The sequence below is a fragment of the Stenotrophomonas sp. 22385 genome (genome assembly GCF_052045085.1).
Classification (GTDB): domain Bacteria; phylum Pseudomonadota; class Gammaproteobacteria; order Xanthomonadales; family Xanthomonadaceae; genus Stenotrophomonas.
The window spans coordinates 303,301-328,870 of the sequence record NZ_JBQEOG010000006.1; the positions used below are offsets into that span (position 1 = coordinate 303,301).

The following is a 25,570-nucleotide window of genomic DNA, read 5'->3' on the forward strand; positions in this document are numbered from 1 at the left end:
GGACGCGGGGCACTTGGGACCCCGCCGACCTCTTTTGATTCAGTTCTGAACCAGAGAGAGAGCCAAATGACTTCACGCATCAACGTACTCGGGCAGGCGATCCGCTATGCCCTGGTCGCCGGTACCGCTGGCCTGGCGGCCGCCCCGGCCATGGCACAGGACGCGCCGAACCCCACCAACCTGGATCGCATCGAGATCACCGGTTCGCGCATCCGTACGGTGGACGTGGAGACCGCACAGCCGGTGTTCGCCATCAGCCGCACCGACATCGAGCGCCAAGGGTTCAGCTCGGTCGCCGACATCCTGCAGAACGTGACCGCCATGGGCAGCCCGACGATCAGCCGCGCCAACGCGCTGACCGCCGGTGAAAACGCCGGCGGCACCTACATCGACATGCGCAACCTGGGCACCCAGCGCACGCTGGTGCTGGTCAACGGCAAGCGCCTGGGCATCAGCACCTCCGGCTACCAGGACGTGTCCACCCTGCCCGTCTCGGCCGTCGAGCGCATCGAAGTGCTGAAGGATGGCGCGTCGGCGATCTACGGTTCCGACGCCATGGCGGGCGTAGTCAACATCATCACCCGCGGCAACGTCACCGGCGTTACCGCCAACGTCTACCACGGCCAGTACAGCGAAGGCGACGGCGCCCGCGATCGCTTCGACGTAGTGGCCGGCTGGAGCAACGACCGCATCTCGCTGACCCTGTCGGCCGAACACGCCGAAGAAAAGGGCGTGTGGGCGCGCGACCGCGGCTTCAGCCAGTACGGCATGACCGACCGCCACCCGCTGGATTCCAGCAACTGGACCACCATCAGCCAGTACGGCCAGATCACCGGCCTGCGCGGCCCGGGTTGCACGGCCACCGCCGGCTGCGGCTACTCGCTCAACCGCGGTTCGGATCCGACGCTGCCGGGCAACTACCACCGCACCGACACCACCCCGTTCACCGGTGATGTGAGCAACGCCAACGACCAGATGCACGTGATGTATCCGCTCAAGCGCGATTCGGTGTACTTCGATGGTCGTTTCGCGATCACCGACAGCATCAACTTCCGCACCGAGCTGGGCTACAACGAGCGCGAATCGACCCGCCAGATCGCCGGCTACCCCCTGCAGTCCAGCACTGCCGGCGTCGGGTCGATGTCGGTCAACAGCTATTTCAACCCGTTCGGCAGCCAGCACGGCTATGCCACGCCGACCGCCGTCGCCTGGAACCGTCGTACCTGGGAAGTGCCGCGGGTGACCACCAGCAACCTGAAGACCTACCGTGCGGTGGCTTCGTTTGACGGTTCGTTCGACATTGGCGAGCGCTACTTCGACTGGGAAGCGGGCTACCAGTACAACCGTAATGAGCTGGAATCGGTGGCCACCGGCAACCTGCACAAGGCGCGTGTCGCCGGCGGCGTGGGTCCTTCGTTCCTCAACGCATCGGGCCAGGTGCAGTGCGGAACCGCCGCCGCCCCGATCTCGTTCGACGTATGCAAGCCGTGGAACCCGCTGGTCGCCTACGGCGTGACCGCGCCGAACGGCCTGTACGGCAATGAAGATCTGCAGGCCTGGCTGTTCCCGGAAGAAACCACCAAGGGCCGCACCACGTCGAAGAACTTCTTCGCCAACATCGCCGGTTCCATCTTCACCCTGCCGGCCGGCGACCTGGGCTTCGCCTTCGGCGTTGAAAGCCGCAAGGAAGAAGGCAAGTACACCCCCGATGCGCTGGCCCAGACCGGAGCCACCACCAACCTGGCGGCCGGCCCGACCGGTGGCGATTACACCGTCAACGAAGCCTACCTGGAGCTCAACATCCCGGTACTGGCCGACCTGCCCGGTGCAAAGGAACTGACCTTCAACGGGGCCACCCGCTTCTCGGACTACGACACCTTCGGCAACACGCTCAACAGCAAGTTCGGCTTCAAGTGGAAGCCGATCGACTCGCTGATGGTGCGCGGTACCTGGGCTGAAGGCTTCCGTTCGCCGACCATCAACGACCTGTTCGGTGGCGGTTCGGAAACCTTCGCGCAGTTCAGCGATCCGTGCGACACCGTGTTCGGCTCCTCGCGCACCAGTGCCGAAGTGCGCGCGCGCTGCTCGCGTGACATCGCCAACGCCGCGACGTTCCGCCAGCTGCGCCAGGGCGGCACGCCGGTGACCGTGGCCACCGATGCCACCCCGGTGCCGTTCACCTCCGGCTCCAACCCGACGCTGACCCCGGAAACCTCCAAGAGCAAGACACTGGGCCTGGTCTGGAGCCCCGGCTTCATCCAGAACTTCAATGCCTCGCTGGACTGGTGGAAGATCCGCATCGACAACACCATCATTGCAGACACCCCGACCCAGATCCTGATCGACTGCTACGAGCAGGGCATCGACGCGCGCTGCTCGCGCTTCGAACGTGATCCGGTCACCGGCATCGTGACCAACCTGAAGTTCGGCAACCGCAACGCCGGTTTCCTGGAAACCGAAGGCTACGACCTGGACCTGAACTACCGGCTGGATACCGACTTCGGCAAGTTCTCGCTGAATTCGGCCACCACCTACGTGTCCAGCAACATCTACCGTTCGACCAACGACGCCAGCGTCGTGCCGACCACCACCAACGGCATCGGTAGCGGCTTCCGCGTCCGCTCCAACCTGGTGCTGGGCTGGGACCTGGAAAAGTTCGGCATGAGCTGGACCGCCCGCTACTATTCCGGGGTGAAGGAACAGTGCGCCAACATCGCGCTGTACCCGGAAGAGTGCTCGGATCCGAACCAGTACGCTCCCTGGTACAAGGGTTCGCGCAACTACAACGAACGCGGTTCGGTCACCTTCCACGACGTGCAGGTGCGCTACAGCCTGCCGTGGGATGCCACGGTCTCGGTCGGCGCGAACAATGTCTTCGACAAGCTGGGCCCGATCATGTACAGCAAGCCGAACTCGGCCTTCTCGTACTACGGCGGTTATGACATCGGCCGCTTCATCTACATGAAGTACCAGCAGCGTTTCTGATCGCCACACGCGGTTGATCCACCATGACCACGGCCCTTCGGGGCCGTGGTTTTTTTTGCCCGGCACCGCGTCATGCGCCGGTCATGCCCCCGTCATGTCGGCTACATCGCCAGCCCGGAGCATGCGTGCAAACCGGAGGCCCGCCATGCGCTATGCCATCGTCACTGAAACGTATCCCCCCGAAGTCAATGGCGTCGCCCTGACCGTGCAGGGGCTGGAACAGGGACTGCGCGCGGCCGGGCATGAGGTGGACCTGGTCCGCCCGCGCCAGGCCGACGACACCGATGCCGGTGGTGCGCTGCTGGTGCAGGGCGCCGGGCTGCCCCGCTATCCCGGCCTGCGCTTCGGCCTGCCGGCGCCCAAGCGGCTGGCGCGGCAGTGGCAGCAGCAGCGCCCGGACGCCATCTACATCGCCACCGAAGGTCCGTTGGGCTGGTCGGCACTGCGCACCGCGCGGCGCCTGGGCATTCCGGTGGCCACCGGCTTCCACACCCGCTTCGACGAATACCTGCCCGACTACGGCGTGGCCTGGCTGCAGGCCGCCGCCCTGCGGTGGATGCGGCGCTTCCACAACCAGGCCGATGCCACCCTGGTGCCCACCTTGGAGCTGCAGCAGTTCCTTGGCGACCAGGGCTTCGACCGGGTGCGCCTGCTGTCCCGCGCAGTGGACAGCAGCCAGTTTGAACCAACCCGGCGCGATCCGGCACTGCGCGAGGAATGGGGCATCGACGGCAGCGGCTTCGCGGCCATCTACGTGGGGCGCATCGCTGCGGAAAAGAACCTGGCACTGGCGGTGAAGGCGTTCCGCCGGCTGCAGCAGGTGCGGCCCAAGGCTCGTTTTGTATGGGTGGGCGATGGCCCGGCCCGCGAGAAACTGGCCCATGAAAACCCGGACTTCATCTTCTGTGGCGTGCAGCGCGGCGACGCGCTGGCCCGCCACTTCGCCAGCGGCGACCTGTTCCTGTTTCCCAGCCGCAGCGAGACCTTCGGCAATGTCACGCTGGAAGCGATGGCCAGTGGCGTGGCCACGGTGGCATTCAATTACGGCGCGGCGCGCGAACACCTGCGCACTGATGACAACGGGGTTGCGGTGGACGATGACAGCGCCTTCGTTGCCGCGGCCGTGCACCTGGCGGGTGACGATGCCGAGCGCAGACGGTTGGGCGACAACGCCGCCAAGGCGATGACGCGACTGCACCCGCAGCAGGTCGTCGCCGAATTCGATGCCCTGCTTGCTGAACTGGCCAGTGCCCGGAGGGCGCATGCGGACCACGCCGCTTGATGGCCTGCGCGGGCGCGAAGCGCGCTGGTGCCGGCGCGCCAATCACTGCTGCCGGCACCGCGGCGTGCGTCGCGCCTTCTCGGTGGTCAGCCGGCTCGGCGACGGGGTGTTCTGGTATGCGCTGATGGGGGCGCTGGTGCTGCTGGACGGCTTCGATGGCCTGCGCGCGTCCCTGCACATGGCCGCTACCGGGCTGATGGCGCTGCTGTTGTACAAGGCCCTGAAACGCTGGACCCGGCGCCCACGCCCCTACGCGGCCGATCTGCGCATACGTGCCTGGGTGGCGCCACTGGATGAATTCAGCTTCCCTTCCGGGCACACCCTGCATGCGGTGTCGTTCACCATCGTCGCACTGGCCTACTACCCGTGGCTGGCACCGGTGCTGGTGCCGTTCACTGCGGCAGTCGGTGTGTCGCGGGTGGTGCTGGGGCTGCATTACCCCAGCGACGTGCTGGCGGCGACGGCGATTGCCACCGCGTTGGCCGGGGCGAGCCTGCAGTGGTTGCCGTTGCCGGTGTGACGGGACAACCTAATACAATGGCGGCATGACTACGCTGTTCATCTCCGATCTGCACCTGGACCCGAGCCGTCCAGCCATCACCGATCTGTTCCTGGACTTCCTCCGCCGCGAGGCAATGCAGGCCGATGCCCTGTATATCCTGGGCGACCTGTTCGAAGCCTGGATCGGCGATGACACCCCCTCCCCCGCCGCCGACGCAGTGGCCGATGCGCTCAAGGCGGTCACTGCCGCCGGGGTGCCTGTCTACTTCATCCGCGGCAACCGCGATTTCCTGGTGGGCGACGATTACGCCCGTCGCGCCGGCTTCCGCATCCTGCCCGACCCGAGCGTGATCGACCTGTACGGCACCCCGGTGCTGCTGCAGCACGGCGACCTGTTGTGCACCGATGACGTGGCCTACCAGCAGTTCCGTGCGCAGACCCGCGACCCGGTGTTCCAGGCCCAGTTCCTCGCCCAGCCGCTGGCTGCCCGTATCGCCTTCGCACAGAAGGCGCGCGACGCCAGCCAGGCGCGCCAGTCGGAAATGAAACAGGGCGACCGCGCCACCTTCGAGACCGTCACCGACGTCGCACCCGACGAAGTGACCGCCACCTTCGTGCGCCATGGCGTGGACACCCTGATCCATGGGCATACCCACCGCCCGGCGATCCACAGCCTGCAGGCGGGCGGCCGCGCATGCACGCGCATCGTGCTGGGCGACTGGTACGAGCAGGGTTCGGTACTGCGCGTCACCCCGCAGGGGTGGACGCTGGATTCATTGACATAGGAGCGTATCGACCAACGGTCGATACCTACCCGGTAGCACACGACCGTTGGTCGTGTGCTCCGGAAACCATCAGCGGAACGCAGCCACCGCCGCCTTGGTGTTGACCAGCACGCGCTGGTTGTCCGCACTGGAGGCGATGCCCATCGGAATCCCGTTGTAGCTGATGTTGGGATTGGACCAGAAGTTCAGGCGCGGGCAGCCGGAGGTGCAGTCGTAGGCCATGATGGTGCGCCAGCGCGAACCGGTGGCCGGCTGGTAACGGTACCCGTGACCATACGCATAGGGCGAGGTGCTGGAGTCGGTGGCGATGTCGTGCCGCGCGCTCTGCAGGTGGCCGATTTCATGCGCGAACGAGTAGTAGCCGGTGGCGCAGTCCCAGTACACCGCTGCGAACGCGCTGGACGCGGTGGAGCCGATACCCGAGGCCAACCCGCAGTAGCTGCTGTTGTTGATGATCAGCACCGCCACGTCCGCCGCCGTGCTGTTGCGGGTGGTGTGGATGGCATCCATGTACCCATCATTGGTCGAGCGGAAGCGCGCCAGGTCGGTACTGAAGTTGCCCGACTCGGTATACGCCACGGCCTGGTACCCGGCCAGCTGCATCGTGATGCCCACGTTGCTGTTGGTGTAGCCCTGGTTGGATTCGGCCACCGCCAGCTGTACCAGCGACTGCATGTTGCCGCCATAAGCGCTGACCGCTGCATTGGTAGCGACCACCAGCACGCGGATGGTAGCGGGCGTGCCCGACGAGGCCGCCGCAATGCCGGCGCGATCGCTGGCCGGCATTTCGATCTTCGGCAGCGTGTTGTAGTCGGCCGGGTGTTCGGCCGGCATGCGCGATTCGTCCACCTGCACCAGCACATGGCGGCCATCACTGAGCGGACGCAGCCGGTACAGCGTGCCGTCCTTGCGGATTGAACCGGTGACCGTGTCGCCGTTGCGCACCAGGATCACCGAGTTGCCCGGGTCCTGCGTACCGGCCTGCCGGGTCAGTTTCGACCCCGCGTTCTGCAGGCTGCCGTACCAGATGCTGCCCCCATCGGGCAGGTTTTCCACCCGCTGCTGCACTGCCTGCACGGGCGTGCCGAGCAGCTCGAACTCCAGCTGCCGCTGCGCCGCGACCACCGCGCCTGCCTCAACGCGGACCTCCTGCACCGCAGCGCTGGAGGGCGCCGCAAGCACGGCCTGCGCGGCCGGTTGGCTGGCCGCACCCGCCCGGCTCAACACCGTCACCGGCTGGAACAGGGGAGCCGCCGCCGCGGTACCCACGGCCGCCAGGAACAACGTGATCGCACCTGCGGTCTTTCTCATCGAACTGGACATCATGTCGCCTCTCTCGTTGAGTGAACTTCGGAAGTGAACGTGTTCGCGCCACCGCCCCTGTCGGCAGGCCACACCATCTGGCGCCAATCGATCGCGTGAATTCAATAGAGCGCACCAATGAGATTTCCGAACTGTGACCGGCGGCCACAGCGGTTCAGTTACGTCGCGCCAGTGTCGTTTTCGCGCTACCTTAAACGCGCATCGACAGGGGAACCGAGGCCATGGCTGGGCAGCCCGCTCCGACCACCACCGTGCCGGTCACGCTGCAGATCGGCCTGTTTTTCGACGGCACCCGCAACAACGCCGACAACCTCCTGCACGCCTCGCGCCCCCCCGGCAGCACCACCCCCGCACCGCGGCCACCCGCCCCCGCCGTCCTGGCCGATGACGCCTCGCCGTACCAGAGCCGCCTGACCAGCAGTTTCAGCAACGGGCTGACCAACATCGCGCGGCTGCACGCGCTCTACCCCGACCACCGGCGGACCGCGCCCACCCTGCCGGGCCCCCTGTCCCTGGCGATCTACATCGAAGGCGCCGGCACCCGTACCGGCAAGGACGACGACCTGATGGGGCTGGCATTCGGCATCGGCCCCAGCGGCGTAAAAGCCAAAGTCCATCGCGCCCTCGACGTGTACCTGCCCGAGGCCCTGCGCGCCCTGGCCCGCACCCTCCCGCCCCACACACTGACCCACGTCCGACTGGACCTCTTCGGCTTCTCGCGCGGCGCCGCCTCCGCGCGCGACGCGATCAACCGGCTCAACGCCGCCGACGGCCGCCTCTGGCTGCAGGAACAGCTGCGCCGCACCGGCTGGACCCTGCCCACCGGCCCCACCATCCGCCCCGTGCGCTTCGTCGGCCTGTTCGACACCGTGGTCGCGATCGATGCGCGCCAGCGCGACGAACTGCCCGACGTCACCCTGCCCGCCGGCTGCGCCGACAAGGTGGTCCAGGTCACCGCGCGCGACGAGCACCGCCACTACTTCGCACTGACCTCCGTCGCGCCCGGACATGAGGAAATCACGCTGCCCGGCGTACACGCCAACATCGGCGGCGGCTACGACCAGCGCATCGAAGGACCCAAGTTGCTGACCCGCCCACAAGGCCAGCGCATCCGTACCCACGACGTGCCCGACACCATCACCCCACCGCTGGCCCTGCTGCGCAGCACCCAGGTCTACGCGCGCGCGCAGGACGCCTGCCGGCGATGGCAGGCCGCACTGGGCCTTGGCGAAGACAACGTCTGGGTCGACGTCTGGCATCGCTGGCAGCAGCTGCGCGTGGCCGGCAGCGACAGCGTGCTGCCGCAGTGGGTGCTGTTCGCGCACGCCGCAGTGGTGCTCAAGCGCGAGATCGACTGGCGCTACCAGCTCGTCGCACTGCGGCTGATCCACCAGCGCGCGGCAGCGGCCGGCGTGATGTGGGCACGCACGCCGGATGCGGATCCGGCGATGGCGTTGCCGGACGAGTTGAAGCCCATCGCCGCGAGGCTGGTGGCGGGCCAAGCGCTGGATGCAGCGCAGGAACTGCTGTTGCGGCAGCGCTACCTGATGCAATCAGCGCATTGGAATTTCGATGCGCTGGGCGATACCGCGTTGTTGTATGCGGCAGATGATGCAACCCGCGAATTGCCATACCGGCCGGGGCCCGGATTGTTTTACATCAACCGGCCGACGGAAGACGGGAAGCGGGTGGTGTTGCGGAACGTTTAGCAGAATTCCGCAACCCGCCGTTCCCCGGGCCACCGGTACACCGTCGAAGGTGGGTCGGTGCGGGTTTGCGGGGGTGTGAGCGGCATGGATGCCGCGACCAAGCCCCCATGGATGGGTTTACGGCGTCCCCCGCAAACCCGCACCGACCCGCCAAACCGGAAGTTCACGAACCACCGGCTGTTCCCCAAAATGCATGAAGCCGGGCAACGCCCGGCACAACAGCAACGACTGCAACCTAATTAGAAGGCCCAGGCGTACGACCCGCCTGCTCGATCAGGTCCGCCAGCTCGTCCTGCTCGAAGCCAGCCAAGAGCCGCGCCTCGAGATTGAACGGGCCATACAGGAACCCGTTGGCATATTCCTTCAACAGCGCGATGAAGCGTGCGCGAGGCTCCACACCGGCACGCTCGCAGTACCAGCGGTACCAGCGCGTCCCTGCCGCCACATGCGCCACTTCCTCGCGCAGGATGATCTCCAGTACATCAGCCGTCGCATGATCATTGGCCGAACGCAGCTTGATGATCATCCCCGGCGTCACGTCCAGCCCGCGCGCCTCCAGTACGCGCGGCACCAGCGCCATTCGCGAAAGGCCATCGTGCCCCGTCTTCTCGCACATCTCCCACAGCCCGTTGTGCGCGGCGAAATCGCCGTAATCGTGCCCGTGCGCCTGCAACCGCCCATGCAACAGCAGGAAGTGACGCGACTCGTCATCGGCCACCCCCACCCAGTCCGCATGGAACGACCCCGGCAGCCCGCGGAAGCGATACACCGCATCCCACGCCAGATCGATGGCATTGAGCTCGATATGCGCGATCGCATGGATGAACGCCGCGCGCCCCTCCGCATTGCCCAACCCGCGCCGCGGCACCTCGCGCGGATGCACCAGCTGCAGCTGCGGCGGCCGCCCCGGCATGCAGATCGGCTCGGGCGGCGGCGCATCCGCGCGCACCTTCAACTTCCCCGCGCGGAACTGCGCCGCATAGTGCTGGGTCAGCGCGACCTTGCGCAGCGGGTCCGCCTCGGCCATGCACTGCTGCGCCGCGCGCAGCAGGTCACCGGCCGCCTCGTCCTGCGGCAACGTCGCGCTCACCGGCACGCCTCAGGCGCGGCGCTTGTGCTTGGCATCGTCCGAACGCAACTGCTGGATGCGTTCGAAATAGCCCGGCTCGATACCGGTCGGGTACACGCCGTTGAAGCACGACGAATCAAACGACTTCAGCTCCGGGTTGCCTTCGCGCACCGCTGCTTCCATGTCCTCGATGTCCTGGTAGATCAACCAGTCGCAGCCCAGGTGCGCCTCGATCTCTTCCACGCTGCGGTTGTGCGCCACCAGCTCTTCGGCCGCCGGCATGTCGATGCCGTAGATGTTGGGATATCGCACCGGCGGCGCCGCACTGGCCAGGTACACCTTGCGCGCACCGGCGTCGCGCGCCATCTGCACGATCTGCTGGCTGGTGGTGCCGCGCACGATCGAGTCGTCCACCAGCAATACCACCCGGTTGCGGAACTCCAGATGGATCGGGTTGAGCTTGCGGCGCACCGACTTCACCCGCTCGCCCTGCCCCGGCATGATGAACGTACGGCCGATGTAGCGGTTCTTGATGAAGCCTTCGCGGTACTTCACCCCGAGTACGTTGGAGATCTCCAGCGCCGCATCGCGCGAGGTATCCGGGATCGGGATGATGGTGTCAATGTCGTGGTCCGGGCGCAGGCGCAGGATCTTCTCGCCAAGTTTGATGCCCATGCGCATGCGCGCCTTGTGCACCGACACGTTGTCGATCATCGAATCGGGGCGCGCGAAGTACACGTACTCGAAGATGCACGGGCTGTGCTCGGCCGGCTCGGCGCACACTTCCGAGAACAGCTCGCCACGCCCGGTGATCACCAGCGCCTCGCCCGGGCGCACATCGCGCACGCGCTGGAAGCCCAGCACGTCCAGTGCCGACGATTCCGAGGCCACGATGTACTCATCACCTTCGGCATGGGCCCGCTTGCCCAGCACCAGCGGGCGGATCCCGTGCGGGTCGCGGAAGGCGACCAGGCCCAGGCCGAGCACCACGCTGATCACCGCATAACCGCCCTTGCAGCGGCGGTGCACGCCGGCCACCGCGCGGATCGCCGCCTCCGGGGTCAGCTGGCGCTGCGCGTCCAGCTCGAAAGCGAACACGTTCAACAGCACTTCGCTGTCCGAATCGGTGTTGACGTTGCGGCGGTCCTGTTCGAACACCTGCTGGCGCAGCGCCTCGGTGTTGATCAGGTTGCCGTTGTGGGCCAGCGCGATGCCGTAGGGCGAATTGACGTAGAACGGTTGCGCCTCGTCCATGCCTTCCGAACCGGCGGTCGGGTAGCGCACATGGGCGATACCGACGCGGCCTTCCAGGGTGGACATGGTCTTGGCGTCGAACACATCGCGCACCAGGCCGTTGGCCTTCTGCACGCGCAGCCGGGTGCCATCGGCGGTGGCGATGCCTGCCGCGTCCTGGCCACGGTGCTGGAGGACGGTCAGGCCGTCATACAACTGCCCGGCGACGTTCTGGTTGCCGACAATACCGACGATGCCACACATGGTGCGAATCTCCGCTGGGCTGGGCCCATCTACTGTGAAGGTGGCCGTGCCTGGCCGGGGGAACCGCTCCGTGCCGGAGCGGTGTCGTCCGGGCGCACGAGCGCCGGGTCGATGTTCTGGGGGGAGCCTGGCCGTGCCTGGTTGGCCCACACATCGGCGGGGTCCACCGCCTGCTGCGGGGTCTCATCCAGCGGTCGCGGCCATCCGCGACCACCCAGCAGCTGGCCAAGGACGCCATTATCGCCTGTCGCGCCCGGCTTGCCCAACTCTCCGATGGGCAGTTGCGCCATGTTCACCTCCGGCAGGGCCATCGGCATCCCCTGCAGGCCCTGCATGTCCTTCAAACCGGGCATCTGCGGCAGCGCCGGCATGCGCGGCATCTTCGCCTGCATCCAGCCCACCCCGGGGTCGAGCATCGCGCGCAGGTGCGAATCGCGCCAGGTGGCCTCGCGGGTCAGCGGGGTGTACGAGCCCACCAGCAGCAGCGCGCAGGCGATCAGCCCACCCCGGGCCAGGCCGAGGCCCGCGCCCATCATGCGGTCGGCACCGTTCAGGCTGGTGGAGCGGACCGCCTGGCGGATCACTAGGCCGATGGCCCAGACCGAGACCATCACCAGCAGGAACACGGTGAGGTAGCCCGCGAAATAGTGACCGGTGCCGGGCGCGGCCGGCGCCGACCACCAGGCCGCGGCGCTGCGCCCGAACATGAGGGCGGCCCAGCCGCCCAGCAGCCACGAGAACGTGCTGATGACGATGCTGACGAAACCGCGCATCACCCCGAGCAGGGTCGAGATGCCGATCACCGCCAGCAGCACGAAATCAACCATGTGCGGGGGGCCGCATCAGGGGTGCGGCCGGACCATGCCGGCCACGCCGACCTTCGACGCAACCTGGGCCTTGAGGTTCTCCGCCTCGGCACGGTTGGCGACCGGGCCGACGCGCACGCGGTTGAGCGTGCCCTTGTCGGTACGTACCTGCTCCACGAACGCGCTGAAGCCGGCCGCGCGCACTTTGTCGCGCAGGGCGTTGGCTTCGGTCGCCTGGCCGAACGCGCCCAGCTGCACGGCGAAGCCGACGCTGCTGGCCGCCGGTGCGGCGGGCACGGCCACGGGCTTGGCGGCCGCGGTGGCGGGTTCGGGCTTGGCCGTCGCCGGCTTCGGCTCCGGCTTGGGCGCTTCCGGCTTGGGTGCCGGCTTGGCCGCCACCGGTTCCGGCGGCAGCGTTTCGGTCTTCACCGTGGCGGCTGCCGGTGCGGCAGCGGCGCTGGATGCGGCCGGTGCCGTCGCCGCGGCCGGCGTCGGCGCCGGAGCAGCAGCCCCGGCAGTGTCGGCGCGCGCGTCCAGGGTCACTACTTCGGCCTTGACGTCGTTACGTACCTTGACCGCTTCCAGGCGCGCCGCTTCGGCCTGCGCGCGATCGGCATACGGCCCCACGCGCACGCGCCAGGCCTGGCGGCCGTTGATCGTGGCCGGTTCGCTGAAGCCCGGCAGCTGGGCCTTCTTCAGGAACGCGATCACCGCGTTGGCGTCGGCCTGGCTGCCGTAAGCGCCAAAGCTGACCGCGTAGTTGCCCGCGGCCACGGCCGGCGAAGCATCGGCGGCCGCCGCCGGCTCGGCCGGTGCGGCTGCGTCGGGCTGCAGCGGCTGGGTGGTCGACACACCGCTCTGCAGGCCGGTGGCACCACCGGTCGGGGCGACCAGCGGCAGTTCACGGGTCTGGAACTGACCATCGGCCGGCGCGTCCGGCGCGGTGATCGGCACGTTGGCCACGCCACTGTCAGGGGCAGGCCCCTTCACCAGCATGGGCAGGAAAATCACGGCCAACGCCACCAGGACGATGGCACCAATCAGTCGCTGTTTCAGAGGAGTATCCACGGAAGGCAGGCAGGGCGGCGCGGCGGAATGCCACGGCGATTATACGGGCGCACGCGTGTGCGGCGTCGAAGACGGCTGAACGTTGTCGTCTGCTGCCCGCCTCAGCGGGCGTTCTCGAGCCACAGCAGGGCCTGCGCGGCGGTATGGAAGGAACCAAAGACCAGCACGCGGTCGCCGGCCCCGGCCGCCGACAGCGCCTGCTGCAACGCAGTATCCACATCTTGATGGGTGGCCGCATCGGCGGCGGCGGTACCGGCCAGACGGGCAAGCAATGCCGTTGCGCTCTGTGCGCGCGCACCTTCCAGCCCGGCCAGGTGCCAGCCATCGACGCGGTCGGCCAGTGCCTCGACCACACCAACGGCATCCTTGTCCTGCAATGCGGCGAACACGGCCACGGTACGCCCGGTGATCGTTGCGGCCTTCAGGGCAGCCGCCAGCTCGCGCGCGGCCTGCGGGTTGTGGCCGACATCGACCAGCACCTCCACGCCATCGCGCTCGAACGCCTGCAGACGGCCGCGGATGCGGGCCTGGGACACGCCCTCGCCGATGGCCGCACGCGGCAGCGGCTTGTCCAGCGCGCGCAGCGCGGCAATGGCCGACGCGGCATTGCGCAGCTGGATCGGGCCGCGCAACGCCGGCATCGGCAGTTCGATGCGGAAACCCACGTCACGCCACGCCCAGCGTTGGGCATCGATGACGTCGGCGAAGAAATCGCTGCCGCCTCGGATCGCATTGGCGCCCAGCAGGTAAGCACGCGCCAGCACGCTTGATGGAGGATCGGTCTCCCCCAGGATCACCGGCTTCCAGCCACGGATGATGCCGGCCTTTTCCGCGCCGATCGTTTCGCGGTCCTCGCCGAGCCATTCGGCATGGTCGATGTCCACGGTGGTGATCACCGCCACGTCGGCATCGACGATGTTGACCGCGTCCAGGCGTCCGCCCAGCCCCACTTCCAGCACGGCCAGGTCAAGCCCGGCCTGCGCAAACAGGTGCAATGCGGCCAGCGTGCCGTACTCGAAGTAGGTCAGCGTGGTGCTGCCGCGCGCATCTTCGATGGCGTTGAAGGCGGCAATGAGCGCCGCGTCGGAGGCGTCTTCGCCGTCGATGCGCACACGCTCGTTGTAATGCAGCAGGTGCGGCGAGGTGTAGGCCCCGACCTTCCAGCCGGCCGCCCGCGCGATCGCCTCGATGAAGGCCACCGTGGAGCCCTTGCCGTTGGTGCCGCCCACCACGATGGTGCGCGGCGCCGGCTGGCCCAGGCTCATGGCGGTGGCCACCGCACGTACGCGTTCCAACCCCATGTCGATGGTGGCCGGGTGCTGCTGCTCGATGTAGCTGAGCCAATCGGCGAGGGTATGCGGGCGGGTGGTCGTCATGGCGATGGATCGTGGTGGTCGTGGAACGGAAAGCGGAAAACCGGGGTGGATCACAGCGCCCGGTGCTTGGCCTCGCCGAAGAACGGCGTGTGATGCGCGCAGTCGTTCAGGCGCACCACTTCCAGGCTGTCCAGGTCCGTGCCTTCAAGCAGATTGAGCGTGGTCGGCGCCTGGCGGAAGGTCCACAGACGCGACAGCGGTAAACCCAGGATCCGGCACAGGATCACCCGGTTGACTGCGTCGTGGGCCACCACCAGCAGCGTGTCGTGCTCGCCCAGCCCTTCGGCGGCGCGGGCCAGGCCGCGCCAGCTGCGGTCCAGCACCAACCGCAGCGATTCGCCGCCGGGCATCAGCACCGTATCGGGCTCGTCGCGCCAGGCCTGCAGGCGCGACGGGTCTTTTTCGTTGATTTCGCTGGCCAGCAGGCCTTCCCACTCACCGTGGGCGATTTCCTGCAGCTCCGGTTCGGTCAGCAGCATGTCGGCGCGGTCGGCACCGAGGGCCAGCTGCGCGGTGCGCTGCGCGCGCGACAGCGGCGAGGCGACGGCACGGGTGATGTCCACCGATTTCAGGCGTTCACCCAAGGCCTGGGCCTGGGCTTCGCCGATCGGCGACAACGGGATATCGATCTGGCCCTGGTAACGGCCTTCGGCATTCCAGGGGGTTTCGCCGTGGCGGGCAAGCAGGATGCGCATGCGAACTAGAGGTCCTTGGGGGAGAGGAGAACAGTCGCAATCGTTCACATGATGTGAATGATCGTGGGGGAGCGGCCATCATACCTTGCCGAGCAAACGGTTCTTCCTCCGTCTTCGATCAGGTTCATCGCGGGCGTTGGGGGCCCCGCCGCGGCCGGCAGGCCCCTGTGCAAATGTCCCCCGGCATCGGCCTCCGGCCGACGCCGGGGGACATTCGCCGGAAAGGGTATGCCGCCCCGGCGCTCGATTCACCGGCAGCCGCGTTTGATCCAGCGCGAAAAAAAACCCGCGGCGTTGCCGCGGGGTTCGTTGACAGTAGCGCCGGCCGTTGGCCGGCAATCAGGAACCGCGCCTCACGGAGTGAGGTTCAGTTCCTTCAGCAGCTGCGGCGCGGGCGCCACCTCCTGCATGATCCACTGCATGTAGCGGCTGTCCACCGCGATCATGCGGGTCATCACCGGGTCGAACACCCAGTTGGAGCTGACCGATTCCCAGTTGCCATCGAAGGCCAGGCCGACCAGCTTGCCGTGCGCGTCCAGCACCGGCGAGCCGGAGTTGCCGCCGGTGATGTCCAGGTTGGACAGGAAGTTGACCGGCACCGAGCCGACGCGCTTGTCTTCCAGGCCGCCGTAGCGCTTGGCCTTGACCGCATCGAGCAGCGGCTTGGGCGAATCGAACGGATCGGCGCCGGTTTCCTTGGCGACGATGCCTTCCAGCGTGGTGAACGGGGTGTAGGCCACGCCGTCCTTTGGCGCATAGCCCATCACGTTGCCGAAGGTGATGCGAAGCGACAGGTTGGCGTCCGGGTAGACGAACTCACCCTTGCTCTTCTTGTAATCGGCCAGCGCCTGCAGGTAGGCCGGGCGCGCCAGCAGCGATTCGCCTTCACGGGTCTTCTTCTGCTCTTCCAGCTTCAGCAGCGCCGGCATGGTGGCCACCGCGTACTGGATGACCGGGTCGGTGCTGGCTTCGAAAGCGGCGCGGTCGGCTTTGAACCAGGTCAGGCGCTCGTCGAGGCTGCCCAGTCTGGTGCCGGACAGCTTCTTGACCAGGCCGTCCACGGCGGCGGAATCACTGCCGGCCAGCCACTGGTTCAGCACCTCGTTGCTGCGCTGGGCGGCCGGCAGCGCCACGTACTGGTTCAACCAGTACTGCTGCAGCTGCTGGTCCATGCCCGCCACGTAGCGGCGGTCCATCTGGCGCAGGCTGCCTTCGATGGTCGGCAGGTCGCGTTCCTGGTAGCCCGCTTCGCGCTGGGCATCGGGCTTGGCGCGCTCGATCGACAGGCGGTACAAGGCCAGCGCGGCACCCACGGCGGAGGTGTTGTTGAACTGGCCCACGAACAGGTCGCGCTCGCGGGTGGACTTGCTGGTATCCAGGTGCTTGATCAGCTGCGCGTGCGCGGCCAGCGCCGGCTTGCCGGCAGCACCCTGCTTCTTCAGCCAGGCCAGCACGGCGGCCTCTTCAGCCTGCTTCTGGCCGGCTGCGTCGATGCGCTTGAAGCCCTCCAGCTGACCGGCGTAGTTCTTGGCCACGTTGTTCATGCTGGCCGCGGTGGCGGCGTACTTCACCTTCACGTCCGCATCGGCCTTGCCAGCCTTGTCGATCAGCGCCAGCACCGCGTTGTAGTGGCGGGCGATGGTCGGATAGGTCCAGTCGGCGGTTTCGTTGAACTCACCGGCCAGTGCGTAGCGGTTGGTGCGGCCCGGGTAGCCGGCCACCATCACGAAGTCGTCGGCGCCCAGCGGCTGGTCGGCGAACTTCAGGAAGTGCCTGGGCTGGTACGGCACGTTGTCAGCCGAGAAGGCGGCCGGCTTGCCGTCTTTCCCCACGTAGGCGCGGTAGAACGAGAAATCGCCGGTGTGGCGCGGCCACATCCAGTTGTCGACGTCGCCGCCGAACTTGCCGACGCTGCCCGGGGGCGCGTAGACCAGGCGCACGTCCCTGATTTCCATGTTGCGGAACAGGCGGTAGGTGTTGCCGCCAGAGAAACTGTACAGGCGGCAGCGGAAGCCGGCTTCGGCCTCGCACGCGGCGGTCTGTGCCTTGTCGAACGCTTCCAGCGCGCGGGTGCGGGCCAGCGGGTCCTTCCCGGCGGCGGCGATGGCGGCCTTGGCCTGGTCGGTGACGTCGGTGATCCGGTCGAGCACGAACACGCGCGCGTTCGGGCCGGCGCTCAGTTCATCCTTCAGGGTCGGCGCGTTGAAGCCGTCCTTGATCAGGTTCTTCTCGGCGGTGGAATTAAGCTGGATCGCACCGTAGGCGCAATGGTGGTTGGTCACCACCAGGCCCTGCGGGGAGACGAAGCTGGCGGTGCAGCCGCCCAGCGCGACCACCGCGCCCATCGGGTCGCCAGTCAGGTCGGAGATCTGTTCCGGGGAGAGTTTCAGGCCGGCCTGCTTGAGCGGCCCGGCAATCTCCGGCAGCTGTTGCGGCACCCACATGCCCTCAGCGGCATGGGCGGCCTGGACCAGCGCAAGGCTGGCGACGACGGAGAAAGCAAGCAGGTTCGAGCGCATGAGCGGCCCCTGGTGAATGAACCGCCGATTGTAGCGGGGTCCCCCGCCGGCCCTGCCGGCCGAAAGTCACGGACCGCACCGCAACATGCCCGGCCCCCCGCCGGGCCTATAATTCCGCCTTTCCCCCTGACGAGTTCCACCCCGATGGCGCAGCAAACAATGAAGGCCCTGGTCAAGCGTGAAGCCGCCAAGGGCATCTGGCTCGAAGAAGTACCGGTACCGGTGCCGGGCCCGAACGAGGTCCTGATCAAGCTGGAAAAGACCGCCATCTGCGGCACCGACCTGCACATCTACCTGTGGGACGAATGGAGCCAGCGCACGATCAAGCCGGGCCTGACCATCGGCCATGAGTTCGTCGGCCGCATCGCCGGCATCGGTCCGGGCGTGACCGGCTACGACATCGGCCAGCGCGTATCGGCCGAAGGCCACATCGTGTGCGGCCACTGCCGCAACTGCCGGGGCGGCCGTCCGCACCTGTGCCCCAACACCGTGGGCATCGGCGTGAACGTCAACGGCGCCTTCGCCGAATACATGGTGATGCCGGCCAGCAACCTGTGGCCGATCCCCGACCAGATCCCGTCCGAGCTGGCCGCCTTCTTCGACCCGTACGGCAATGCCGCGCACTGCGCGCTGGAATTCGACGTGATCGGCGAAGACGTACTGATCACCGGAGCGGGCCCGATCGGGATCATCGCTGCTGGTATCTGCAAGCACATCGGCGCGCGCAACGTAGTGGTGACCGACGTCAACGACTTCCGCCTGAAGCTGGCTGCCGACATGGGCGCCACCCGTGTGGTCAACGTGGCCAATACCTCGTTGAAGGACGTGATGAAGGAACTGCACATGGAGGGCTTCGACGTGGGCCTGGAAATGAGCGGCAACCCGCGCGCGTTCAACGACATGCTCGACTGCATGTACCACGGCGGCAAGATCGCCATGCTCGGCATCATGCCCCGCGGCGCCGGCTGCGACTGGGACAAGATCATCTTCAAGGGCCTCACCGTGCAGGGCATCTACGGCCGCAAGATGTACGAGACCTGGTACAAGATGACCCAGCTGGTGCTGTCCGGTTTCCCGCTTGGCAAGGTGATGACCCACCAGCTGCCGATCGACGAGTTCCAGAAGGGCTTCGACCTGATGGAACAGGGCAAGGCCGGCAAGGTGGTATTGAGCTGGAACTGATGCCGCGAGGTCACGACCAACGGTCGTGACCTACCAGATTGCGGTAGGTACCGACCGTTGGTCGGTACGAAAAAGGCACCCATCGGGTGCCTTTTTCTTTGGTGATCCAGCGCGCGTTATTGCCCCACGGCAACCGTGAACACCACGCGGTTGTCGGCCAGCTTGCCGGAGTTGTCGCGGCCGTTGCCGTCGGTGCCGTAGTAGCCCAGGCCCAGGGTGAACAGGCCCCAGGTGCGGTTCACACCGACGTTCCAGTCGGTGTAGTCCTGGGCGACGCTGTCCTTGAAGGTGCTGCGGCCGACGTTGGCGGTCAGGTTGAACTCGTTCGGCAGCGCCCACTCGGTGCCGGCGGCGAAGTACCAGCCATCGGTGTCGGTGTTCCAGACATCGTTGGTGTAGGCCACGGTCACGTTGTAGTGCTCGGCGAAGCTGGTCTTGGTGATCAGCTCGGTGTAGGCCAGTTCGCTCGAACCAGGGTAGCTGTAGTGATTGAGCATCACGTCGAAATTGACGCTGTCGGTGACGTCCACGCCGTAGCCGATGAAGTAATCGACTTCGGCATCCGGGCCGCCGTCCCCGAAGTCCACGCCCGAACCCCACACACCGGCGTACAGGCCGACTGGCGAGGTGTAGGTGAAGCCGGCCTGCACGGTCGGATCTTCGTCGGTCTGGGAGACACCGCGGAACACGTAATCGGACACGCCGGTCACGTTCCAGCTGAACGGCGATTCGGCCTCGTCCTGGGCGCTGGCGGCAAACGGGGCAAGCAAGGCGGCGCAGAGCACAGCGGCGGCGGTACAGCGCGTGGCGTGGTTCATGCGGGGTCTCTCCTGGACGTGGGGTGGATGCAGCGCGTGTTTACGGATTTTTAACCTGATTGATATTGCGTTGCAACAATCCCATCTGCAACCGTTTCCTGCGCGGCCCTGTAAAATCCCGCTTTTCCCGTGCCGATGACCGCCTGCCATGACCGATGCCCCGACCGCCCCGCTCACCCAGCACTATGTCGAGGAACTGGAAGCGATCCGCGCCCAGGGCCTGTTCAAGTCCGAGCGCGTCATCACCAGCCCGCAATCTGCCGAGATCACCCTGGACGACGGCCGCACGGTGCTCAACTTCTGCGCCAACAACTACCTGGGCCTGGCTGACCACCCGGACCTGATCCAGGCGGCCAAGGACGCGCTGGACAGCCACGGCTTCGGCATGGCCTCGGTGCGCTTCATCTGCGGCACCCAGGACCTGCACAAGCAGCTTGAGCAGCAGATTGCCAGCTTCTTCGGCAAGCAGGACACGATCCTGTACGCGGCCTGCTTCGACGCCAACGGCGGTCTGTTCGAGCCGTTGCTGGGGGAGAACGACGCCATCATCTCGGACGCGCTCAACCACGCCTCGATCATCGACGGCGTACGCCTGTGCAAGGCCAAGCGCTTCCGCTATGCCAACTGTGACATGGCCGACCTGGAAGCCCAGCTGCAGGCAGCCGATGCCGCCGGCTGCCGCACCAAGCTGATCACCACCGACGGCGTGTTCTCGATGGACGGCTTCATCGCCCCGTTGGATGAGATCACCGCGCTGGCGAAGAAGTACAACGCGCTGGTCCACATCGATGAATGCCATGCCACCGGCTTCCTGGGCGCCACCGGCCGCGGCTCGGCCGAGGTCAAGGGCGTGCTGGAGAAGATCGACATCATCACCGGCACCCTGGGCAAGGCCATGGGCGGCGCCCTGGGCGGCTTCACCACCGCCAGCGCCGAAGTGATCGAGCTGCTCCGCCAGCGTTCGCGCCCGTACCTGTTCTCCAATTCGCTGCCGCCGCACGTGGTTGCCGCCGGGATCAAGGCGTTCGACATGCTCGCGGCCGCCGATGACCTGCGCACCACCCTGGCCGACAACACCGCCTACTTCCGCCAGAAGATGACCGCTGCCGGCTTCGACGTGAAGCCGGGTGTGCATCCGATCAGCCCGGTGATGCTGTACGACGCGCCACTGGCGCAGAAGTTCGCCGAGCGCCTGCTCGAGGAAGGCATCTATGCGATCGGTTTCTTCTTCCCGGTGGTGCCCAAGGGCCAGGCCCGCATCCGCACCCAGATCAGCGCCGCGCATACCCGCGCGCACCTGGACCGGGCGATCGACGCGTTCACCCGGATCGGCCTGGAGCTGGGCGTCATCAAAGCCTAGAACGGGGCGCTGCCCCGCTGTCGGGCACCATGCAACATCCGGAATGACGCGCATCGCGCGTCATTTCTTTTTCTTCTTGCCCTTGGCGTCTTCCTTGCTCGCCACCACCACCGGCTTGGCCACCGGCGCCGCATTCGGGTTGCCCTTGGCCACCCGGATGCCGTTGGCCTTCATCCACGCATCGAACTCGTCGGCGCTCATGCGCTTTTCACCGTTGCTCATGTGGAAGCGGTAGGCGCCACGCCCATCGCGCTCGGTGGGCTGTATCTCCACGATCGTGTCGGTCACCGCCGGCGGCGGTGCCTTGGCGACCTCCTTGTGGCCGCCGCAGGCGCTGAGCAGCGCGGCAGGCACCAGCAGCCAGGTGCTGCGCAGCAGGGAACGGGTAAAGGGGTGGGCGTGCATGGCATTACTCCCGGTAGTGGACGGAATCTCGGTCGCAGGCCATCCCTTGCCCAATCTCAGGTATCGGCCACGGCCACATCGGCCGTGGCGGTCAGCAGGTCCAGTTCGTGCGGCTCCAGTTCGCGCCAGGCGCCTTTGGCCAGCGTGCCCAGCGGCAGCCGGCCGATGCCGACGCGCACCAGCCGCAGTACGTTGATGTCGAAGGCCGCCAGCAGCCGGCGGATGTGGCGGTTGCGGCCTTCTTCCAGCACCACTTCCAGCCAGGCGGTCTTGTCGCCACTGCGCAGCAGGCGTGCCTGGCGGGCGCGCAGGAATTCGCCGTCGTCGTCCACGCCGGTGCACAGCGCGGCCAGCTGCGCGGCATCGGGAATGGCATCGATCTGGACGTGGTAGGTCTTGTCCGGCCCGGTGCTGGGGTCGGTCAGCCGCGCAGCCCATTGCGGGTCGTTGCTGAACAGCAGCAGGCCTTCACTGGCCTTGTCCAGCCGCCCGACCGGCGCCAGCCACGGCAGTCCCGCCCCATCGAAACAGCGGTACACGGTGTCGCGGCCCTGTTCGTCCTGCGCGGTGGTGACCAGCCCGCGCGGCTTGTTGAGCGCGATGTGCAGGCGGCGCGGTGCATCCAATGGCTGGCCATCGACCCGCACCACGTGGCGGCCGTCGATGATCGGGAATTCGGGGTTGTTGATGGTGCGCCCATCGACCGTCACCCGGCCCTCGCCGATCCAGCGCGCCGCTTCGGTGCGCGAACACAATCCCGCCTTGGACAGCACGCGGGCCAGGCCATGGCGCGGCGCGGTGCCGGCATGGGTCGCAGGTGTGGCGGACGCGGACGCACGCCGCGGGTCGCGGCGTGGTCGAGCGGTTGGCGCGGCTGGAGGTCGACGGTTACGCATCGGGCGCCGCGCGCGTTGCTTACTTCTTGCCGCCCGGCTTGGTATCAGCCGGTGCCTCGGCGGCGGGCGCAGGTGCTGGCGCCGCGGCGGCGGCCGCACGCGGCTTGACCACGCGCACGCCGCGCGACTTCATCCAGGCGTCGAACTCGTCGGCGGTCATGCGCTTGCCGTTCTGGCTCATGTCAAAGCGCCACGGCGTGTTGTCGAATTCCGTCTGCGGCTTGTAGGCAGCCGGATCGTTGGGCTTGATCGCCGGCGCACCCGGCATCGCCTTGGCGATGTTCTGGCAGCCGTCGATGCGCAGGCGCTGCAGCACGCGGTCCAGCGACTGCTGCTGGTCAAAGTTGGAGGTCAGCACACCCGCGGGCATGCCCAGCTGCACATTGCGGATGTAGAGCTCGGACGCCACCGGGGCAATCGCGGTGGGCGGCAACGGCAGCGGCTTGACGCTGGTGGCCGAAGCCGAGCAATCCACGGCTGCGTAGGCGGTGGGAACCAGGGCCAGGCCAAGCGCGGCGGCCAGTGCAATACGCAGCATGGGATGCATCCAGGGAAGAGGTCGACGCGCCGAGTTTAACAGCGCCACAACGGCTTTCAAGATCCCACATTCAATGAATACGGCAACCTGTTGGATTTATTGCTGATTTCGCGCATGGCGCAAAAAAAAACAGGGCCCGGCAGTGCCGGGCCCTGTTCTGAAGCTGTATTACCAGAAGGATCAGTTCTGGACGTTCAGCTCGGTACGACGGTTCTTCGCACGGCCTTCCGGGTTGTCCGAACCATCCGGGTTGGTGTTCGGGGCAATCGGACGGCTCTCACCGTAGCCGATCGGGCCCACCAGACGCGAAGCGGCAACGCCGTTCTTGGTCAGGTAGTCGTACACGGCGGTGGCGCGACGCTCGGACAGCTTCTGGTTGTACTCGTCGGTGCCCTTCGAGTCGGTGTGACCAGCAACCTCAACCTTCAGATCCGGGTAACGGCTCAGGATCTGCGAGGCTTCGGACAGGATCGCCACGGCGTCCGGACGCAGGGTCGACTTGTCGAAGTCGAAGTTCACGCCCTTCAGGTCGATGGAGACCGGCACCGGGCAACCGTCCGGACCGATGGTCTGACCCGGCTGCGAATCCGGGCACTTGTCGTCGCAGTTGTTGACGCCGTCACCGTCGTCATCCAGGTCTGCGCAGCTCGGCGCAACCGGAGCCGGAGCCGGAGCAGCAGCCACCGGAGCCGGGCCCAGCGGGATCACGACGCCGACCGAGGCCAGCACGTCGCCGAACCAGCTTTCGTCCGGAGCGGAAACGCTCTTGTCGTCGAAGTCACCGCGGTAGGCCACTTCGGCGCGGACTGCAACGCGCTTTTCGAAGGTGGTCTGCAGGCCGACGCCGAGCTTGGCGGCGAAGTTGCCGTCCTTGCGCTCACCCGGGCTGTCGGGCGACGGGAAGTTGTTGTATTCCTCTTCCGACTTCTGGTAGCCCAGGCCCATCAGCAGGTACGGGTTCCAGCCACGACCTTCGGAGATGAAGTGGCGACGCAGGTCGATCGAGGCGCCGTACTGGCTCCAGTTCAGGTCCTGGTTGTCGTCGAAGTTCGGGTTCTGGTAGTTCAGCTCGCCGTCCAGCGACCAGTTGGGGCTGATGAACTTGCCGAGGCCCAGGGTAACGAACGGAGCGTCGTTGGTCAGACGGTCGCTATCCTGGAAGTTGAAGCCGGCCGAACCGGTCAGGTACCAGCGGTCATCAAAATCCTGCGCGGAGGCTGCCTGGGCAAACGCCAGGCCGCCCAGCAGCGCGGCAGTGAGGATCTTCTTGTTCATGTAATACAGCTCCTATTTCGGGGGTATGAAACCGGTAGAGGCATGGGCCAGCACTACTGCGTCGTTTAAGACTGCCGATTCAGCACGCCACCGCCGCGAACATTATGCTCAGGGGAGTGAAGGCGATGTTAACGGTCACGTAACATGTGAAATCGGCCACCAGACCTCCACCGGGTCCAGCTGGTGGCACCCTATACAGGTTGGTGAACTTCCGCAAGACCCAGCAATGACAAGGGTTTTCGGAACTTTCCCAGAGTTTTCAAGGCCCCGCCACAGTATTTGATGCAGTTTGTCGCATGCTGCTTATTCAGCTGCAGAACAGGTTCAAAAGCGTCCGTATGATGAAGGTGTTCACCTCCACGGGAGCCGCCATGAAAGCCGTAGGCCTCACGCATTACCTGCCCATCGACCACCCCGATGCGCTGCGTGATCTGCAGATTCCTGAACCCGGCGCGCCGCTGGGAACCGACCTCCTGGTGCGCGTGCAGGCCGTTTCGGTCAACCCGGTCGACACCAAGCAGCGCGCGCCCCGCGCCGGTGAAGTGTCGCCGCCGCGCATCCTCGGCTATGACGCGGCTGGAATTGTCGATGCGGTCGGCCCCGAGGTCACCGCGTTCTCCCCCGGTGACGAGGTGTATTACGCGGGCGATGTCACCCGGCCCGGCAGCAATGCGCAATGGCAATGGGTGGATGAGCGCCTTGTGGGACGCAAGCCGACCACGCTGGATTTCGCCGAGGCAGCGGCGCTTCCGCTGACGGTGTTGACCGCGTGGGAACTGTTGTTCGAGCGCATGCCATTGCATTTCGATGATCGACGCCACACTGGCCAGACCCTGCTGGTCATCGGAGGCGCCGGCGGCGTGGGTTCCATCGCGATTCAATTGGCACGCCATGCCGGCTTCACCGTGGTGGCCACCGCGTCGCGGGACGCATCGGCGGAATGGTGTCGTCGGATGGGCGCCGACCATGTGGTGGATCACCGCCAGTGGCTGCCGGCGCAACTGCAGGCGCTGGGCATCGCGCAGGTGGACGTGGCCCTGAACCTGGCCGACACCGACCACTACTGGGAAGTGCTGGGCGAACTGCTTGCGCCGCAGGGGCATGTGGGCCTCGTCGTGGAACCGCGTGGACCACTGCGCATCGGCGATCCCTACAAGGCCAAATGCATCGGCATCCATTGGGAGTTCATGTTCGCCCGATCGCGATTCCAGACCACCGACATGGTGGAACAGCACCGCATCCTCAACCGGGTGGCCAGCCTGGTCGACGCCGGCGAACTGCGCAGCACCGCGCATACCTCGCTGGGCAGCATCAATGCCGCCAACCTGCGTGAAGCACATCGCCTTCTGGAGGGCGGTGGTGTCACCGGCAAACTGGTCCTCTCCGGCTGGGAGTGAGTACCGGCGCGTGGGTGTACGCACGCGTTCGAGTGCATCTGTATCTGTCGGCGCGGCAGCGCGCGCCCTACAGTCAAACGCCCT

General features: G+C 66.7%; 21 protein-coding genes. 8 read left to right on the plus strand and 13 right to left on the minus strand.

Translation table 11 applies throughout. From position 1 onward, the window contains the following. Positions 1–66: 66 nt before the first annotated feature. The 4 genes from ACTJI4_RS13030 (at position 67) to lpxH (ending at position 5,553) form a co-directional block, all read left to right on the plus strand. Positions 67–2,985: a TonB-dependent receptor domain-containing protein gene (locus ACTJI4_RS13030; RefSeq protein ID WP_392914943.1), complete on the plus strand. Its 2,919-nt coding sequence runs from the start codon at positions 67–69 to the stop codon at positions 2,983–2,985. A gap of 145 nt (positions 2,986–3,130) precedes the next feature. After that, positions 3,131–4,267 carry a glycosyltransferase family 4 protein gene (locus tag ACTJI4_RS13035; RefSeq protein ID WP_440869555.1) on the plus strand — a complete coding sequence of 379 codons (1,137 nt, stop codon included), beginning with the start codon at positions 3,131–3,133 and terminating at the stop codon, positions 4,265–4,267. Then, positions 4,248–4,787: a phosphatase PAP2 family protein gene (locus ACTJI4_RS13040; RefSeq protein ID WP_392914938.1), complete on the plus strand. Its 540-nt coding sequence runs from the start codon at positions 4,248–4,250 to the stop codon at positions 4,785–4,787. Before ACTJI4_RS13035 ends, ACTJI4_RS13040 begins: the two co-directional genes overlap by 20 nt. Positions 4,788–4,812: 25 nt before the next feature. Next, entirely contained in the window at positions 4,813–5,553 is a 741-nt protein-coding gene (lpxH, locus tag ACTJI4_RS13045) for a UDP-2,3-diacylglucosamine diphosphatase (protein ID WP_440869556.1), read from the plus strand. 69 nt (positions 5,554–5,622) lie between these two features. Here lpxH and ACTJI4_RS13050 read toward each other — a convergent pair whose 3' ends face one another. Continuing rightward, positions 5,623–6,879 (minus strand): zinc-dependent metalloprotease, encoded by a 1,257-nt coding sequence (locus ACTJI4_RS13050; RefSeq protein ID WP_440869557.1) that lies wholly within the window; start codon positions 6,877–6,879, stop codon positions 5,623–5,625. 218 nt (positions 6,880–7,097) lie between these two features. Here ACTJI4_RS13050 and ACTJI4_RS13055 point away from each other — a divergent pair, with 218 nt between their 5' ends. After that, entirely contained in the window at positions 7,098–8,585 is a 1,488-nt protein-coding gene (locus ACTJI4_RS13055) for a DUF2235 domain-containing protein (protein ID WP_392914929.1), read from the plus strand. A 235-nt stretch (positions 8,586–8,820) separates the two neighbouring features. On the opposite strand, the gene ACTJI4_RS13060 is transcribed toward ACTJI4_RS13055, so the two are convergent. The 7 genes from ACTJI4_RS13060 to ACTJI4_RS13090 form a co-directional block, all read right to left on the minus strand. Next, positions 8,821–9,612 (minus strand): ferritin-like domain-containing protein, encoded by a 792-nt coding sequence (locus tag ACTJI4_RS13060; protein WP_440869577.1) that lies wholly within the window; start codon positions 9,610–9,612, stop codon positions 8,821–8,823. Between the two features lie 72 nt (positions 9,613–9,684). Further along, entirely contained in the window at positions 9,685–11,151 is a 1,467-nt protein-coding gene (gene purF / locus ACTJI4_RS13065) for an amidophosphoribosyltransferase (protein ID WP_440869558.1), read from the minus strand. Between the two features lie 29 nt (positions 11,152–11,180). Beyond that, entirely contained in the window at positions 11,181–11,978 is a 798-nt protein-coding gene (locus ACTJI4_RS13070; RefSeq protein WP_392914924.1) for a CvpA family protein, read from the minus strand. Between the two features lie 15 nt (positions 11,979–11,993). After that, on the minus strand, positions 11,994–13,025 hold the full coding sequence (locus ACTJI4_RS13075; RefSeq protein ID WP_440869559.1) for an SPOR domain-containing protein: 1,032 nt from the start codon (positions 13,023–13,025) through the stop codon (positions 11,994–11,996). A gap of 101 nt (positions 13,026–13,126) precedes the next feature. Next, entirely contained in the window at positions 13,127–14,401 is a 1,275-nt protein-coding gene (gene folC, locus ACTJI4_RS13080; protein WP_392914918.1) for a bifunctional tetrahydrofolate synthase/dihydrofolate synthase, read from the minus strand. 50 nt (positions 14,402–14,451) lie between these two features. Continuing rightward, complete coding sequence (locus ACTJI4_RS13085) at positions 14,452–15,096, minus strand: histidine phosphatase family protein (RefSeq protein WP_392914915.1); 645 nt, start codon at positions 15,094–15,096, stop codon at positions 14,452–14,454. Positions 15,097–15,449: 353 nt separating this feature from the next. Beyond that, positions 15,450–17,615 (minus strand): S46 family peptidase, encoded by a 2,166-nt coding sequence (locus ACTJI4_RS13090; RefSeq protein WP_440869560.1) that lies wholly within the window; start codon positions 17,613–17,615, stop codon positions 15,450–15,452. A 159-nt stretch (positions 17,616–17,774) separates the two neighbouring features. Here ACTJI4_RS13090 and tdh point away from each other — a divergent pair, with 159 nt between their 5' ends. Beyond that, the gene (gene tdh, locus ACTJI4_RS13095; RefSeq protein ID WP_392917504.1) at positions 17,775–18,797 is read left to right on the plus strand and encodes an L-threonine 3-dehydrogenase; all 1,023 of its coding nucleotides are present in this window, start codon (positions 17,775–17,777) and stop codon (positions 18,795–18,797) included. Positions 18,798–18,913: 116 nt separating this feature from the next. Here tdh and ACTJI4_RS13100 read toward each other — a convergent pair whose 3' ends face one another. Next, on the minus strand, positions 18,914–19,615 hold the full coding sequence (locus ACTJI4_RS13100; RefSeq protein ID WP_282247309.1) for a TorF family putative porin: 702 nt from the start codon (positions 19,613–19,615) through the stop codon (positions 18,914–18,916). Between the two features lie 148 nt (positions 19,616–19,763). Here ACTJI4_RS13100 and kbl point away from each other — a divergent pair, with 148 nt between their 5' ends. After that, positions 19,764–20,975, plus strand: coding sequence for a glycine C-acetyltransferase (gene kbl, locus ACTJI4_RS13105; RefSeq protein WP_440869561.1), 1,212 nt, complete (start codon positions 19,764–19,766; stop codon positions 20,973–20,975). Between the two features lie 60 nt (positions 20,976–21,035). On the opposite strand, the gene ACTJI4_RS13110 is transcribed toward kbl, so the two are convergent. From ACTJI4_RS13110 to ACTJI4_RS13125, 4 genes are all read right to left on the minus strand, one after another. Then, positions 21,036–21,380 carry a hypothetical protein gene (locus tag ACTJI4_RS13110; RefSeq protein WP_440869562.1) on the minus strand — a complete coding sequence of 115 codons (345 nt, stop codon included), beginning with the start codon at positions 21,378–21,380 and terminating at the stop codon, positions 21,036–21,038. 56 nt (positions 21,381–21,436) lie between these two features. Next, the gene (locus ACTJI4_RS13115; RefSeq protein ID WP_440869563.1) at positions 21,437–22,276 is read right to left on the minus strand and encodes a pseudouridine synthase; all 840 of its coding nucleotides are present in this window, start codon (positions 22,274–22,276) and stop codon (positions 21,437–21,439) included. Positions 22,277–22,295: 19 nt separating this feature from the next. Beyond that, positions 22,296–22,814 carry a hypothetical protein gene (locus ACTJI4_RS13120; RefSeq protein WP_392914899.1) on the minus strand — a complete coding sequence of 173 codons (519 nt, stop codon included), beginning with the start codon at positions 22,812–22,814 and terminating at the stop codon, positions 22,296–22,298. Between the two features lie 180 nt (positions 22,815–22,994). Continuing rightward, entirely contained in the window at positions 22,995–24,089 is a 1,095-nt protein-coding gene (locus ACTJI4_RS13125; protein WP_440869564.1) for an OmpA family protein, read from the minus strand. Between the two features lie 371 nt (positions 24,090–24,460). Here ACTJI4_RS13125 and ACTJI4_RS13130 point away from each other — a divergent pair, with 371 nt between their 5' ends. Then, the gene (locus ACTJI4_RS13130; RefSeq protein ID WP_392914893.1) at positions 24,461–25,486 is read left to right on the plus strand and encodes a zinc-binding alcohol dehydrogenase family protein; all 1,026 of its coding nucleotides are present in this window, start codon (positions 24,461–24,463) and stop codon (positions 25,484–25,486) included. Positions 25,487–25,570: the final 84 nt, after the last annotated feature.